Annotated in this window: 13 protein-coding genes; 9 read left to right on the top strand and 4 right to left on the bottom strand. The window is 41.9% G+C overall.

Annotated elements, in window-relative coordinates; translation table 11 throughout:
- Positions 1-48 precede the first annotated feature (48 nt).
- Complete coding sequence (locus AC4CU0_RS11565; protein WP_078193107.1) at positions 49-2,088, bottom strand: UvrD-helicase domain-containing protein; 2,040 nt, start codon at positions 2,086-2,088, stop codon at positions 49-51.
- A gap of 137 nt (positions 2,089-2,225) precedes the next feature.
- Complete coding sequence (locus AC4CU0_RS11570; RefSeq protein ID WP_078193108.1) at positions 2,226-2,858, bottom strand: YiaD family glycine zipper/OmpA-like lipoprotein; 633 nt, start codon at positions 2,856-2,858, stop codon at positions 2,226-2,228.
- Between the two features lie 247 nt (positions 2,859-3,105).
- Between AC4CU0_RS11570 and yihG the strand changes: the two genes are divergently transcribed.
- The 6 genes from yihG (at position 3,106) to AC4CU0_RS11600 (ending at position 7,682) form a co-directional block, all read left to right on the top strand.
- A complete protein-coding gene (gene yihG, locus AC4CU0_RS11575) occupies positions 3,106-4,029 on the top strand; it encodes a 1-acylglycerol-3-phosphate O-acyltransferase, YihG family (RefSeq protein WP_180063877.1) in 924 nt (307 codons plus the stop codon).
- Positions 4,030-4,044: 15 nt separating this feature from the next.
- Complete coding sequence (locus tag AC4CU0_RS11580) at positions 4,045-5,109, top strand: preprotein translocase subunit SecA (RefSeq protein WP_373683471.1); 1,065 nt, start codon at positions 4,045-4,047, stop codon at positions 5,107-5,109.
- A 125-nt stretch (positions 5,110-5,234) separates the two neighbouring features.
- A complete protein-coding gene (minC, locus tag AC4CU0_RS11585; RefSeq protein ID WP_078193110.1) occupies positions 5,235-5,954 on the top strand; it encodes a septum site-determining protein MinC in 720 nt (239 codons plus the stop codon).
- Between the two features lie 65 nt (positions 5,955-6,019).
- The gene (gene minD / locus AC4CU0_RS11590) at positions 6,020-6,832 is read left to right on the top strand and encodes a septum site-determining protein MinD (RefSeq protein WP_067670152.1); all 813 of its coding nucleotides are present in this window, start codon (positions 6,020-6,022) and stop codon (positions 6,830-6,832) included.
- Positions 6,833-6,834: 2 nt separating this feature from the next.
- The gene (minE, locus tag AC4CU0_RS11595; protein ID WP_078190039.1) at positions 6,835-7,107 is read left to right on the top strand and encodes a cell division topological specificity factor MinE; all 273 of its coding nucleotides are present in this window, start codon (positions 6,835-6,837) and stop codon (positions 7,105-7,107) included.
- Between the two features lie 287 nt (positions 7,108-7,394).
- Complete coding sequence (locus tag AC4CU0_RS11600; protein ID WP_067766167.1) at positions 7,395-7,682, top strand: PA4642 family protein; 288 nt, start codon at positions 7,395-7,397, stop codon at positions 7,680-7,682.
- Positions 7,683-7,762: 80 nt separating this feature from the next.
- Here the strand turns inward: AC4CU0_RS11600 and AC4CU0_RS11605 are convergent, their stop codons facing one another.
- A complete protein-coding gene (locus tag AC4CU0_RS11605) occupies positions 7,763-8,494 on the bottom strand; it encodes an AEC family transporter (RefSeq protein WP_490747084.1) in 732 nt (243 codons plus the stop codon).
- 275 nt (positions 8,495-8,769) lie between these two features.
- Between AC4CU0_RS11605 and AC4CU0_RS11610 the strand changes: the two genes are divergently transcribed.
- Positions 8,770-9,666, top strand: a complete 897-nt coding sequence (locus AC4CU0_RS11610; protein ID WP_490743500.1) for a LysR family transcriptional regulator — start codon at positions 8,770-8,772, stop codon at positions 9,664-9,666.
- 41 nt (positions 9,667-9,707) lie between these two features.
- On the opposite strand, the gene AC4CU0_RS11615 is transcribed toward AC4CU0_RS11610, so the two are convergent.
- Positions 9,708-12,821, bottom strand: coding sequence for a DNA translocase FtsK (locus AC4CU0_RS11615; RefSeq protein WP_490743184.1), 3,114 nt, complete (start codon positions 12,819-12,821; stop codon positions 9,708-9,710).
- 253 nt (positions 12,822-13,074) lie between these two features.
- Between AC4CU0_RS11615 and trxB the strand changes: the two genes are divergently transcribed.
- Together trxB and aat are read left to right on the top strand one after the other, a co-directional pair.
- The gene (gene trxB, locus AC4CU0_RS11620; RefSeq protein ID WP_180026552.1) at positions 13,075-14,028 is read left to right on the top strand and encodes a thioredoxin-disulfide reductase; all 954 of its coding nucleotides are present in this window, start codon (positions 13,075-13,077) and stop codon (positions 14,026-14,028) included.
- 110 nt (positions 14,029-14,138) lie between these two features.
- Positions 14,139-14,870: a leucyl/phenylalanyl-tRNA--protein transferase gene (aat, locus tag AC4CU0_RS11625; protein ID WP_490743185.1), complete on the top strand. Its 732-nt coding sequence runs from the start codon at positions 14,139-14,141 to the stop codon at positions 14,868-14,870.
- The last annotated feature ends 18 nt before the right edge of the window (positions 14,871-14,888 follow it).

Below are 14,888 nucleotides of genomic sequence, written 5' to 3' on the forward strand. Positions count from 1 at the left end.
AATAAAACGAATTTCAAAAAATAAATAAAATATTCTACGCTTTAAGCTTTAACGCTTAATCAGCGCGCGTAAATTTTCTAAATAATGCTGTGCTTGCTGTTTAGGATCGATATCCCCTGCCAGCTTTTTCTTGCGGCCTAACCACTCCAATTCATCTTGTGGCAGTTCGTCCAAGAAACGGCTTGGTGTCATTTGTCGCATTTGACCACCGGCTTTACGTTGCTCTGCTAGAGTCATAGTTAAGCCTTGACGTGCACGAGTAATCCCTACGTACATCAGTCGACGTTCTTCCTCAACCGTGTCGGCAGCAATGGAGTTTTTATGCGGTAGAATTTCTTCTTCCAGACCAATCAAATAAACGAATGGAAATTCCAGACCTTTCGACGCATGAAGTGTTAACAAATTGACTTTATCGGTGTCTTCTTCTTCTTGTTGCTGTTCTAACATATCGAGCAGCACCATTTTACGAATCACACTTTCAATGTTCTTTTCATCTACATCTTCAGCGCGGTTTATCAAACTTTGAATACTGCTATATAGCACTTCAATATTATCCAGTTTGGTTTTTTCCTGCGCAGGTGTAGCTGCAGATTCTTTAACATAGTCGATATAACCTGCTTCAATCATCATGCGACGAATGATCGGAACAGGTTCATCATCTTCTAATAATTCACGAGTAAAGGTCGAAATAAAGTCCGCAAATTCGGCCAATTGGGTTGTGGCTTTTTTCGGAATCGCCATGCTTAAGCGCTGGTCACCTGCTGCACTGAGTAAGGATAAATTACTTTCCTGCGCAAATAAGCCAAGCTTTTCCAAAGTCACAGGACCAATCGCACGTTTTGGCGTATTGATAATTCGTAAAAATGCACTGTCATCTTCAGGGTTGATGATCAAACGTAAGTAGCTCATCAAGTCCTTAATTTCAGCACGAGCGAAGAAAGACTGACCACCCGATAATTTATACGGGATCTGCATTTGGCGTAGCTGTGTCTCCAAAGCACGTGCTTGGAAATTACCACGGTATAAAATGGCGTAGTCTTTCCAATTTTTACCGTTCATCAGCTTGTGCGTAATCAAGTCTTTTACAACGCGTTCTGATTCATCATCGTCATTACGACAAGTAATCACGCGGATCACTTCACCATGGCCTTTATCTGACCAAAGCTTTTTATCGAAAATATGTGGGTTATTGCCAATAACTGTATTGGCAGCTTTTAAAATACGACTGGTCGAGCGATAGTTTTGCTCAAGCTTGATCACTTTCAGATTACGGAAATCTTCCTTCAATAAAGCCATATTCTCAGGCTTAGCACCACGCCATGCATAAATCGATTGGTCATCATCACCTACCGCGGTGAACTGTCCCATGACACCCACGAGTAATTTCACCAAAATATATTGCGCGGTGTTGGTATCTTGATATTCGTCGACCAATAAATAGCGGATTCGATTCTGCCAACGATCACGCACTTCTGCATTTTCTTGTAATAAGCGCGTCGGCATGACAATCAAATCATCAAAATCCACAGCATTGTAGGCACGTAAATTACGCTCATACAGTTGATACAGATGTGCAAACTGAACGTCTTCTGCTGTTTCACAAGTGGTATGCGCTTGCTCAGGTGGAATCAGATCGTTTTTCCAATCTGAAATCATTTTCATGGCTTTGGCAATCAGCTCTTTACTTTCTGCACCGGATAAATTGTCGCGATGCATTAAGTCCATCAAAATGCGTTTGCAGTCATCTGCATCTAAAATAGAAAAGTTATTTTTTAACGGTGTATTTTTTAATTCCAAACGGAGCATGTTTAGCCCGAAGTTATGGAATGTAGAAACCGACAGCCCTTTTGCCTCTTCACGGCTCATCAGCTTCGTCACACGCTCTTTCATTTCACGCGCGGCCTTATTAGTAAAGGTCATCGCGGTGATACGGTGCGCAGGAATACCACAATGCTTCACCAAATAGGCAATTTTACGGGTAATCACCGATGTTTTGCCTGAACCTGCCCCTGCAAGTACTAACAAGGGTCCTTGAGTGTATTTCATTGCTTCAAGTTGCTTGTCGTTCAACTGACTTGCCAGTGACATAGTCTTTCCTCTTATTAATTCGAGGATGATTATAGTCATCTGAAACGATCTTGCCTAATGCAAAATGTATTTTATCGGTCATTAAAAATGCCATAAAAAAAGCCACCCGAGGGTGGCCTTTCGTTTCGAACTAAAACTTATTTAGTTTCGTAAACTGAGATTTCTACGCGACGGTTTTGTTCACGACCTGCAGCAGTTGAGTTATCCGCTACTGGAGAAGTTGAACCGTAACCACGTGCAGTAATACGAGTTGAAGAAATACCTTGAGACGCTAGGTAGTTTTTCACTGAGTTTGCACGGTTTTGAGAAAGTGGGTTGTTGATCGCATCAGTACCAGTGTTATCTGTGTGACCATGTACAACGATTGCAAGTTTGTTTGCAGTACCGTCTTCACGCAATACTTTAGCAACATCATTCAACGCAGATTGGAACTGAGATTGAATAGTTGAAGAGTTAGTTGCGAAAGTTACTGATGGCATAACAAGGTTGATCGAACCATCTGGATTACGACCTACGTCAACACCAGTACCAGCCAATTCTTGTTTAAGACGTTTTTCTTTCTTATCAAGAAGAAGACCTGCACCACCACCAACTACAGCACCAATTGCAGCTGCTTGACCCATTTTGTCTTTATCAGCATTAGAATAAGCAATACCAGCGCCTAAAAGAGCACCTAGACCAGTACCGATTGCTGCTTTGTCATATTCCATGTTTTGACAACCAGTAAGTGCCATTGCCCCAACTACTGCCGAAATTACTAGTGCACGCATTGCATGCCTCCTTCTTTGTGTTTTGTTGTATGGTTGAAATGATGAAGTAAAACAAATGGCTGAACCATTGATTTTTTGTTAATAATAAAACGTTTAGTTACAATTTGTAATATGAATACGAGATTTATTTGTTAATTCCATCACAATTTCTTCACAGTTCTGCAGATGCCCTTTTTTATTTAATCAACTCGAACTATATTTATTAGAATCAATCATTATTTGGACAATTTCCGCTAGGACTTTTTATATGTCATCTCAAACAAATAAGCAACCGACACTAAAAAAAATTAGCAAAGGACTTACCGTCGGTTCAGTTATGACAGGCAGTACTTTTTTCCATGGTCCTCCTGTACTAGCCCTTGGTCTAACCAAACTCTTTAAAAAATCAAAAAAGGTTGATGAAACCAACATAAAAATTACCAACAGTTGGCTCACGGTCAATAACTGGTTAATTGATCACGTTTTACCCAACACAAAATGGGATATCACCATCGATGAAGGCCTCGACTTAAATTTGCATGGTCGCTATCTCATGACCTGTAACCATCAGAGTTGGGTCGATACAACAGTTAACCAATATTTTGGTTTAACCCGTATGCCACTGACGCGTTTCTTTACCAAATGGGAACTCATTTTCATTCCATTTGTTGGACAAGCTTTTAAAATTTTAGGCTTCCCAATGATGAAACGTCATAGCAAAGAACAAATCGCGAAAAATCCTGAACTTAAATATCGAGATATGGAAGAAGCGCGTAAATCTTGTGAACAGTTATTGAGCCAGCCTTTTACCCTGCTGAACTATTTGGAAGGCACTCGCTTCACCCCTGAAAAACATGCGCAACAGCAATCACCGTATCAAAACCTTCTTAAGCCGAAAGCGGGTGGTTTAGCACTGGCACTCAATATTTTAGGGGATCAAGTTGATGCTCTCGTAGATATGACCATCGTCTATCCAAATGGTGCACCAGGTTATGGCGAATTTTGGCTCGGTGAAGTTCCGCGTATCGCCGTGGATTTACGTAAAATTGAAATTCCAACGTGGGTGCATGGCGGCAACTATGAAGATGATGCAGAATTCCGTGAAAAATTTCAGCATTGGGTAGATGAGCTGTGGACGGAGAAAGACCAACTCATTACTCGTATGAAAGCTAAATACTCAGTTACTGAATAATTAAGAAGAAGTTTTATGTCGCAGAACAGCATGCCGCAAAACAAGAAATCTAAATATCATCATGTCAATCCAAACAGTTGGTCATTCAAACTGTTTTTGATTTATGACATATTCATGGTGTTTATTATTGTTTTTAACTTGTTCTGCCTGTGCATGAACTTTTTCCTCATGAGCAATCTTGGCAGTTGGTTCTTTAACAGTATCCACCTGCCCGATGTGCTGAGTTTTTACCGTGAACATTTACATCCATGGGTGATTACTACCGAAGCGTGGTTCATTATCTTTTTGATTGTAGAACTGTTGGTGCGCTGGGCGATTGCCATCATCAACAAGCACCATCAGCGCTGGTTCTTCTTCCCGTTTATACATTGGTACGAAATTTTAGCTATTGTGCCGCATTTACGTTTCCTGCGTTTATTTCGTGCGGGCATTATTGCTTATCGACTGTATGAAATGGGCTATCAAATCGTGCCTTCTGCATGGCAGAAAAAGGCATTGTTCTACTATCGAGTCGTGATGGAAGAACTGTCAGATCGTGTGGTACTTACCGTGTTAGATGGTGTTAAGCATGAGCTCAATACCAGTACAACCCATAAAGACCTAATTAGTAATCTTGTGCAGCATCACCGTGAGATGTTCACCCAAGTTTTAGCTGAGATTTTGCAAGAAAATTTAAGCAAAGAGCTACGTACTGAACGTGAATTGATCGCCAAAAATGTCGGACAAATCGTCAGTCAGGCCATCGAAGACACTCCAGAACTCACGCAGCTATTGCGCTTAGTGCCAATCGTTGGCAGCCGCATTGAACAGCAGATTCAAAGTATCGGGCAACGTTTGGGTGAAAATATTACCCAAGGTTTAATTTCCCCATTGGCTTATCCCAATACATCGACGGCTCAAAAACCCAATCTATATTTAGACATTTCACAGCGTGTTAGCCGTATTGAAATCGAAAATAATGTCCAGCTGGATGAGTTGGTTCGCTCTGCGGTTTTTGAAAGTCTAGAGGCTATTCGTAAGCAAGTGAAAGTAAAACAGTGGCAGCAGATTATGCAGGAACAGGACCAAGCTACAGAATAAACACTTAGTCAAAAATAATTGCGAACTCCGCTAGAGTATTCATGCAAATTGTTCTAGGATTTGCTCTATTTACAACATAACTACTTCGGCACAAAAGTAATAGTTAGAAGTCTCAAGGATTCAATATGGCTGATATACGGATAAAAGGCAAAATGGTCAATGCGATTCGCATTCACCTCGATACCAATGATCATGATGCGATCCGCCAGCAACTTACTCCAATGTTCCAAAAGGCTTTTCCACCCGGAACATTAGCCGTGATTGAAAGTACGGTTGATCAAGAACTAATTGCACTGATTCAACTACTTATTAGTATTGAAATTCAACCGATTGGTGTCACTGAAGGTCCGCTATCGGACCAAGCACGTGCTATCCAATTTCCCGTAGTTCCTGCGGATCGCAAACTACAACAAGTTAAACCGACACGCGAACAAGTGGTTGAAGAACCCGCACCTGCAGAAGAAAAAACCGAAGATAAAATTGCTGCAGTCGAAGTACCGACCATTCGTCATGCTACGTCGTATCACAATGAAATCTTACGTACAGGTCAATGTTTAGTCCAAGACCATGGCGATATCATTATTAATGCTGGGATTAATAGTGGTTCAGAAGTAATTGCTTCAGGAAATATACATATTTATGGTAGTGCTCGTGGTAGAGTCATTGCCGGAGCTGGTGGGAACACGGCTGCACGTATTTTCTGCCATTCATTAGAAGCTGAATTGGTTTCAATAGCAGGGACTTACTGTGTCGCTGATGATATTCCACCTCATGTGGTCAAACAGCCAGTACATATTTATTTGAATGACCAGCAAGAGCTAGTATTTGAAGCTTTGCAATTTTAATGTATAAATAATCACCAAACCCCTAATTAAAAAAGGGGATTTAAACCATAACAGGAGTGGATTCGGTGGCGAAAATTGTTGTCGTAACATCAGGTAAAGGTGGCGTAGGTAAAACAACTACAAGCGCATCTTTTGCAACAGGTTTAGCCCTTCGCGGCCACAAAACTGTTGTGATCGACTTTGATGTGGGTTTACGTAACCTTGACTTGATCATGGGCTGTGAACGCCGCGTTGTATATGACTTTGTAAACGTTTTGAATAACGAAGCTCGATTACAACAAGCGCTTATTCGCGATAAAGATATTGAAAATCTCTACATTCTGCCAGCATCTCAAACACGTGATAAAGACGCGTTAACAGATGAAGGTGTAGCACGTGTAATGGACGAACTTTCTCAAGAGTTCGATTACATTATTTGTGACTCACCTGCGGGTATCGAACGTGGTGCAATTTTAGCAATGTATCATGCTGATGAAGCGATCATTGTGACGAACCCAGAAATTTCTTCGGTACGTGACTCTGACCGTATTATTGGTATGCTCGACAGCAAAACCAAAAAAGTAGAACAAAACGAAGGTCGTATCCGTAAGCATCTATGTATTACACGTTTCAATCCAGAACGTGCGGATAAACAAGAGATGTTGACGATTGATGACATTTCAAAAGATATTTTACGCGTACCGACTTTAGGTGTTATTCCTGAATGTAAAAGCGTTCTACAAGCATCAAACGAAGGTAAACCAGTGATTCTGTTTACAGAAGAAGCGGCTGGCCAAGCGTATGATGACCTTGTTGCACGTTTCCTTGGTGAAGAGCGCCCTTACCGTCACATTACGGTAAAACCTAAGGGTTGGTTAGCACGTCTATTTGGAGCGTAATCATGGCAGGATTTTGGAGCAAACTTTTTAGCAGCGACGAGAAACCGTCAAGCGCACAAACGGCAAAAGACCGTTTAAAAGTCATCGTGGCATCTGAAAATGGTTTAGGTAAACGCCTTAGCCAAGACAAGATTGACATGATGAAAAAAGAAATCATGCAAGTGGTAAACCGCTATGTTCGTGGTGTAGATGAGCAACACATTCAAATGTCTGTTCGTTCTGAAGCGAATATTGAAATGCTTGAAATGAATATCAATTTGCCTGAAGAACGTTAATCTGAATTCTGATTAGCCAAGTAAATTGAATCAAGGCAAAATGTGAGGCTGGATCAGTAAAGCGCTGCTTTACCCAGCCGCAAGACGAGAAGCTTTGCTTCGAGTGGGTTGGATTAGTTTTATTCCTGTGTTAGATCAAAAGCTTTGCTTCGAGTAAACGGGATAAAAAAAATAACTTTTGATCCAACCATAAAATGAGTCGCTTAACTTAGAGATGGCGAATAAAACCATTTTACTTGCGTACTCATTTTTGCCTTTTTGTATTTTAAACCAGCAAGGAGATTGCGATGGCATTATCTCAGCCAGCAACGTTCAACGAAGAATGGTCAGATGAGCGTGTATTTGCCTACCTTACTCAGCTTCCTCCTGAAGGAGTGAATGGCGACTTTCACGTGCTTTACCATGCTTTCAAACATATGCGTCCAAATGACTATGAGCGTCTTTTGACCCAATTCGTTGCCGATGGCCGTGATGTGAACGCAACTAATCCTGAAGGTCAGCGTATTCATGACGTGATTGCTCAATACCCACGTCAAAGCGCAGGTTTCCTCGAAGTATTGGCAAAATTTGCTTAATTTCGAGTAACAAAAAAAAGCCCGCATGATGCGGGCTTTTTTATCTGATTTAAAATCAACGTGATAGTATTTCAGCATGGTTAATGCACGATCAACATGAGCAATGGAAACATCAAGCCAAAACCAATGGTTTGTACACTAATAATGGCCGCCATCAGTTGTGAATCACCTTGATAATAGCGTGTCAAAATATAAGACGATGATGCAGTTGGCAAAGCAAAAAAGACCACTAAAATCATTCGCTCAAAATCAGTCAGACCCATCCAAGTACTCAATAGATAAGCAATACATGGCATTAACATGAGACGCCCTATCGTATTTAAACTTAAACGACGTAGATCGGCGCGCATTTGCTGAAACTGTAATGCTGCCCCAACAGAAAGTAGTCCGAGCGGTAAACTCATGGCTGCCAAGATTTTTAATAGTTCAGGTAAGCCTTCAAACAGACTCAAGCCTGATAAATTAAACAATACCCCTGCAACACAGCCTAAAATTAAGGGATTTTTTGCGATGGACTGACAAGTCTGCCCCAATTGCTTCACACTTAAATTTGAAAACGCCAAGACTGAAATAATATTCACTAAGGGGACGGCAACGGCAATTAACATGGCAAACATCTGCATGCCTGTGGAGCCAAATAAAGCACCCATGAGCGACAAACCAATATAGGTATTAAAACGAATATGACTTTGGATATACACGCCAAAACGCTGCACGGGGATATGCATAAACTGCTTGATCCCCCACAACACGATGCTGATCAAACAGGTGCCCGCAACCAGTACTGTCAACATTCGTGAAACAGTGTTCATATCCAATTGCACGGCTGATACATTCAAAAATAGCAGCACAGGAAATAAAACGTAGTAATTGAGTTTTTCTGAATTTGCCCAAAATTCATCCTAAACAAACTGTGTGTATTTAAGCATATAGCCCATCGCTATTAATGCAACGAGGGGAAACAATGCGACGACGATATTCATGCTGTACGCCTTGAAATAAACAAGCTATTTCATCTTTAACCATTTATGTAGCACAATATAATCCTCATCTAGACTCATAACAAAATGAGTAATTACTCATGGCAATGACATTTTCTCAGCTTGAAATCTTTATTAAAGTCGCAGAACAACAAAGCTTTACTCTCGCTGCTCGACAGCTGGGAATTACTCAGTCAGCTGTCTCTCATGCCCTAAAGTGTTTAGAGCAGCATTGGAATGTCAGCTTATTTAGCCGTGAACAAGGCGAAATTAGCCTGACTCATATTGGTCAGCAGTTATTACTGCATGCTAAAGAAGTCATCAATACCGCACAAATCATGCAACAAGAAGTGCATGCCGCACATGGTATTCAACAAGGAACGCTGAGAATTGGCTCTTTTGGTTCTTCTAGTTCGATTCATCTGCTTCCAGAGCTGCTCAAAGCGTATCGGGAGCGCTATCCGCATATTGAAATCTATGTCGAAGAAGGTACCGATGCAGAAGTGTCACGTTGGATTTCTGAACGTCAGATTGATGTTGGTTTTGCTGTACTCCCTAAGCCGCAGCTGTTCACTTTCCCCCTAATTCAAGACATTTTCATTGCCTTGATTCCAGATAGTTATTCAGTTTCCAAACACAGTCATTTAAATATCCAAGACCTGCAAAACTACCCCTTTATTATGACCCGCGCAGGCAGCCAGTCCCATGTGGAAAAACTGCTTAAACAACACCACATACAACCTAAAATCACCTATCAAATGTCGCAACTGCTAACCATTTTAAACATGGTGAATTTACAGGAAGGGATTGCTATTGTTGCGGATATGGCGATGCCTACTGAGCTGTTGGCGCTACATCCACATGTGGTTAAACGTCCACTCTTTCCAAATACCCAACGGCAGATTGGACTCGCCGTAAAAAATCAAAAACTCATGAGCCCGGCTTGTAAAGCCTTTATCGAACTGGCCCAGTCCATGTTCTACCAAGAAGAGTTCACAATCTAAAAATAAAAAAACCTGCCGAAGCAGGTTTTTTGTTTTAGGACTTAGACCAAAATATCTCGTTTACCATTTGGCCCCATCCCACTGACGATGCCATTTTCTTCCATCTGATCAATAATCCGTGCAGCACGGTTATAGCCGAGACTGAATTTACGCTGTAAAGATGAGGTCGATGCTTTACGTGTTTCCAAAACGAAACTAACACATTGATCATACAGCGCATCACGGTCTGATCCACCATCACCATCTTCAAAACCGCGAGATGTCGGCTCTTCATCATAAGGCGTGAGGATCTCATCGACATAATTCGGTTCACCGCGCTCTCGCCATGCATCACAAATACGGTTCACTTCATCGTCTGAAATAAACGCGCCATGTACTCGTTCAGGTTCAATTTTACCCGGTCCGAGGAACAACATATCACCATGACCCAGTAAGTCTTCCGCACCACCAGCATCTAAGATAGTACGTGAATCCAGTTTACTGTTGACACGTAACGCAGCACGGGTTGGAATATTGGCTTTGATCAAACCCGTCACCACATCTACGGTTGGACGCTGTGTCGCCAACAGCAAATGAATCCCTGCTGCACGTGATTTTTGTGCAAGACGGGTAATCATTTCTTCGGCTTTTTTACCCACTTGCATGATCATGTCAGCAAATTCGTCGGCAACAATTACGATCAACGGCATTGGCTGTAAACGTGGCGCACGACTTTGGGTTGCAGAGTCATCTGGCTTCCAAGTTGGATCAATCAGATCTTCACCATTGGCCATTGCTTCTTCAATTTTACGGTTAAAGTCAGTCAGCTTACGCACTTTCATCAAGGACATCAGCTTATAACGACGCTCCATTTCATTGACACACCAGTTCAATGCACTCACCGCATCTTTCATGTCGGTTACAACAGGCGTTAATAAATGTGGAATATCGTTATAGTTGGCAAGTTCCAACTGTTTCGGGTCAATCATGATGAGTCGCAGTTGCTCAGGTGTGTATTTCAACAACATCGATAGCAACATGGCATTGACTGCGACTGACTTACCAGAACCTGTAGTACCTGCCACCAACATATGCGGCGCTTTCGCCAAATCGGCCAAGACAGGATTACCCGAAATATCTTTACCCATCGCCATACTAAGTAAGGCATTTGGATCACGGTATGCCGGCGTTTCTAACAGCTCAATAAGACGAACCATTTCACGTGAACTATTTGGGACTTCAATCCCGATATACGGTTTACCCGGAATAACTTCCACCACACGTACAGAAGCCATAGACATCGAACGCGCCAAGTCACGTGAAATATTGGTGACTTTAGACGCTTTCACACCAGGTGCCAAGTCAAGTTCAAAACGTGTTACGACTGGTCCCGGCTGTGCCTCTACAACTTTGGCTTTGACATTAAACTCTTGCAGTTTAATTTCTAAAAGTTCAGACAAGCGAGACAATTGCTCTGCAGTGAAATTGACTTTCTTGTTCGGATCTACAGGATCTAAGATTTCCAAGCCCGGCAAAGTCGGTAAATCCAAGCGTTTTTGTGCCACTTGCATCGCACGTGACATTGGACGACCAGAAGCATCAGTTAAAGGCGCATCAAAGTCAAAATCATCTTCGAGATCTAAATCGATGTCTTCAGGTTTACCCGCCGTTTCTTGCCACACTTCACGGAAAGCATCTTTATTCGAGCTGATTAAGGCTTTTTCATCATCAGATACAAAAGTCTGCGGCTGCGTATTAATTTCAGCACGAACCAAAGGCGTAGATTGCGCATAACTACTGGTTGTACGAACTGGCTGTGACTGTTCTATCGCTGGCTCTGCTTCTTCAACCAGCAAATCATCGAGATCATTAAATTCAGTTTCAGCACTGATATTTTTCGGTGTGGTCAGCGGTGTAATCTGTGCAGCAGCTACACCTAAACCTGCAACTGTGGCAGCAGCACCTGTAGCAAATTCATTTGAATGCGTTGCTGGACTTTCATTTTGAGCTGTATTAAATGGGCTATGCACATCCGTCGCTGTTTTACTATTTGGAACAGCCGCAAGTAGCTCATCAAAGATTTCATCATCATCCCAATCAACTGATTTTTTAGCCGCTGGCGCTGCTTCTGTCGGAGAAGTCGAATGCACATCTGCTGTTTTGTTGAAATATTCAGTTTGATTGGCAGGCTGCTCTTCTTCCGCAGCTTTGAGTAAAGCATCAATATCTTGTTTATGACGTTGGTCATCATTGGAATGTAATGCGCGCCAAACTTCACCTGTTGCAACAACACGTTGTTGATCTTGTTCAAGCTGATGCACTTTCGCCAAGGTATGTTCAAAATCTTCATCAGATGGCGTAGCAGTCTCTGCCAAGTCGACTGCAGATGAATGTTGTGCGTTCCATTCTTTGTCTGCCCATTCTTTATCGGCAATATCATCAAATAAACGTTCAGCGACGCGATCACGTACCACAGGATCGACATCGACCGCATGATGTTCATCGGCTGGTGTTACTGGTGCAACCACTTTTGATGCATGCGCAGCAGCACTCTCTTTTTTAGTCGTTGGCACTGTACGGTCAAAAGCGGTATCGCCTTCAGGGACATTACGATAGAACAAATCTTGCAGATAAGCTGGTGTGGATTTCATGGTTGCCCATGTCTTATTCCACTTAATGCCAAAGGCCAAAGTGAACAACATGATCCAAAATGCAATAAGAAATATTGCTGCACCATAGACCGTTAATATTTGTTCAAGACTTTGACCCAGTTCATAGCCAATGATCCCGCCCGATGCATTTTCTAAAGTATCTTCAGGGACATTCCAAAACAGGAAAAGTAAACTTGAAGTTGCCAGTAAAATAAAGAACTGAGCGGCATAGCGAAATGGACGGTTTAGAAAACTACGTGGCCACCACACTTGAATTGCTTCGAGAAATAAATAGACAGGTATCAGCAGACTTGCCCAACCTAAAAATCCATAGAGTAAGTCAGCTATCCATGCACCTGCGACGCCGCTGGCATTTGAAACTTGCTGAGTATCACTGGATAAATGCATCCATCCCGGATCAAATGGCGTATATGTGACTGTTGCAAGGAACAGATATATCCCAAATGAAACAAGGAATAATGTCATTATTAAGCGCTGTGCATATGCACCCGACACCGCTGTCATATACGTTCCTGTAACCAATTCTTCATGAATGTTTTTGTCATTACCCACAACAAAAATGGGCTGAATCTAAACCTGTTATTATGCACCTGTTCAATAAAAAAGATGCAAGATAATTTAAGTATAGTTGTTAACTTTATTCTATATAGCTCAAAACGATTTCGATGATCAATAATATCGACTTTAATCTCACACAATCGTTTCAAACTTTGACGTATAATTCCACAAATTATCATATAAAAAAAGGATTCTACGGATGAGCGCTCGTCACTCACGTCTAATTATTTTAGGTTCTGGTCCTGCAGGTTATAGCGCTGCGGTATACGCTGCCCGTGCAAACCTGAAACCGACACTCATCGCAGGTATTCAATTAGGCGGTCAATTGACTACAACGACAGAAGTAGACAACTGGCCAGGTGGTGCAGAAGGTTTAACAGGCCCTGCCCTAATGGAACAAATGCAAGCGCATGCTGAACGTTTTGGCACAGAAATTGTGTATGACCATATCAACGAAGTAGATCTCAATGTTCGTCCGTTCGTGCTTAAAGGCGATATGGAAGAGTTTACTTGTGATGCATTGATTATTTGTACAGGTGCAACTGCACAATATTTAGGTCTTGAATCAGAAGCTGCTTTCATGGGTCAAGGCGTGAGTGCATGTGCAACATGTGACGGGTTCTTCTACAAAAACCAAAAAGTTATGGTTGTCGGCGGCGGTAATACTGCTGTGGAAGAAGCGCTGTATCTTTCAAACATTGCTTCTCATGTCACTCTTGTACACCGTCGTGACACTTTACGTTCAGAGAAAATTCTGCAAGATCATCTTTTTGCAAAAGAAAAAGAAGGTAAAATCAGTATTATTTGGAATCACCAAGTGGATGAAGTCATTGGCGATAACACCGGTGTGACTTCTGTACGTATTAAATCTACGCTAGATGATTCAACTCAAAATGTTGATGTCACTGGAATGTTTGTGGCGATTGGTCACAAACCAAACAGCGGTATTTTTGATGGTCAATTGAACCTACGTGATGGCTACATCCAAGTTCAAAGCGGAACTGCGGGTAATGCAACACAAACGTCTATTCCGGGTGTATTTGCTGCGGGTGATATTGCCGACAGCATTTACCGTCAAGCCATTACTTCTGCAGGTTCAGGCTGTATGGCTGCACTCGATGCTGAAAAATACCTTGATGCACTCGGTGAATAATCTTTTGCTTAAGTCATTTGCTTAGCTAAACATTTTTAAAAATTAGCCGACCTGATGGTCGGCTTTTTTATGTATGATAAAAATCCGTATACCTCAATAAGAAGCTTGGCATGCCGATACTTCCTCCTTCTGAATTTACTTTCCCCGATCCTGTTGAATGCGATCCCGAAGGTGAAGGCTTAATTTGCATCGGTGCTGACCTCTCCCCTTCCACACTGTTTGAAGCCTATAGTCACGGTCTTTTCCCATGGTTCAGTGAAGGTGATCCAATTTGTTGGTGGTGTCCTGAACCCCGCTGCATTATTCGACCGCATGACTATCATCCGAGTAAATCGTTATTACGCAGCATGAAAAAAATAGACTATAAGATCACCATTAATCATGCGTTTGAAACTGTGATTCGCTCATGTTCTTTGCCGCGTAGTTATGCCAATGAAACATGGATTTCAGAAGATATTATTCAGGGATATTCTGCGCTGTTTGACGCAGGCTATGCTTATAGCATTGAAGTTTGGGAAAACGAGACTGTTGTAGGTGGCCTCTATGGGGTCAATATTGGTCATGGCTGCTTTGGCGAGTCTATGTTTAGTACACGAACAGATGTCTCTAAAATGGCGTTTTACACCTTAATGCTCATCGGGCAAGAGAATCAGTTGCCATGGATTGATTGCCAATTGGTCAACGATCACCTCTTAAGCTTAGGTGCGAGTACACTTTCTCGCCAACAATACCTTAATTCGTTACAAGATGTTGTTAAACAACCCTCTATCGATTGGAAAAAGTATCAGGACAGTGTATTTTCAAGTAAAACAATAGCGCAATGGGCAAGTCTCAGCGCATGACAATAAAAGAGGGATATT

Source organism: Acinetobacter sp. LipI_15 (assembly GCF_058242865.1).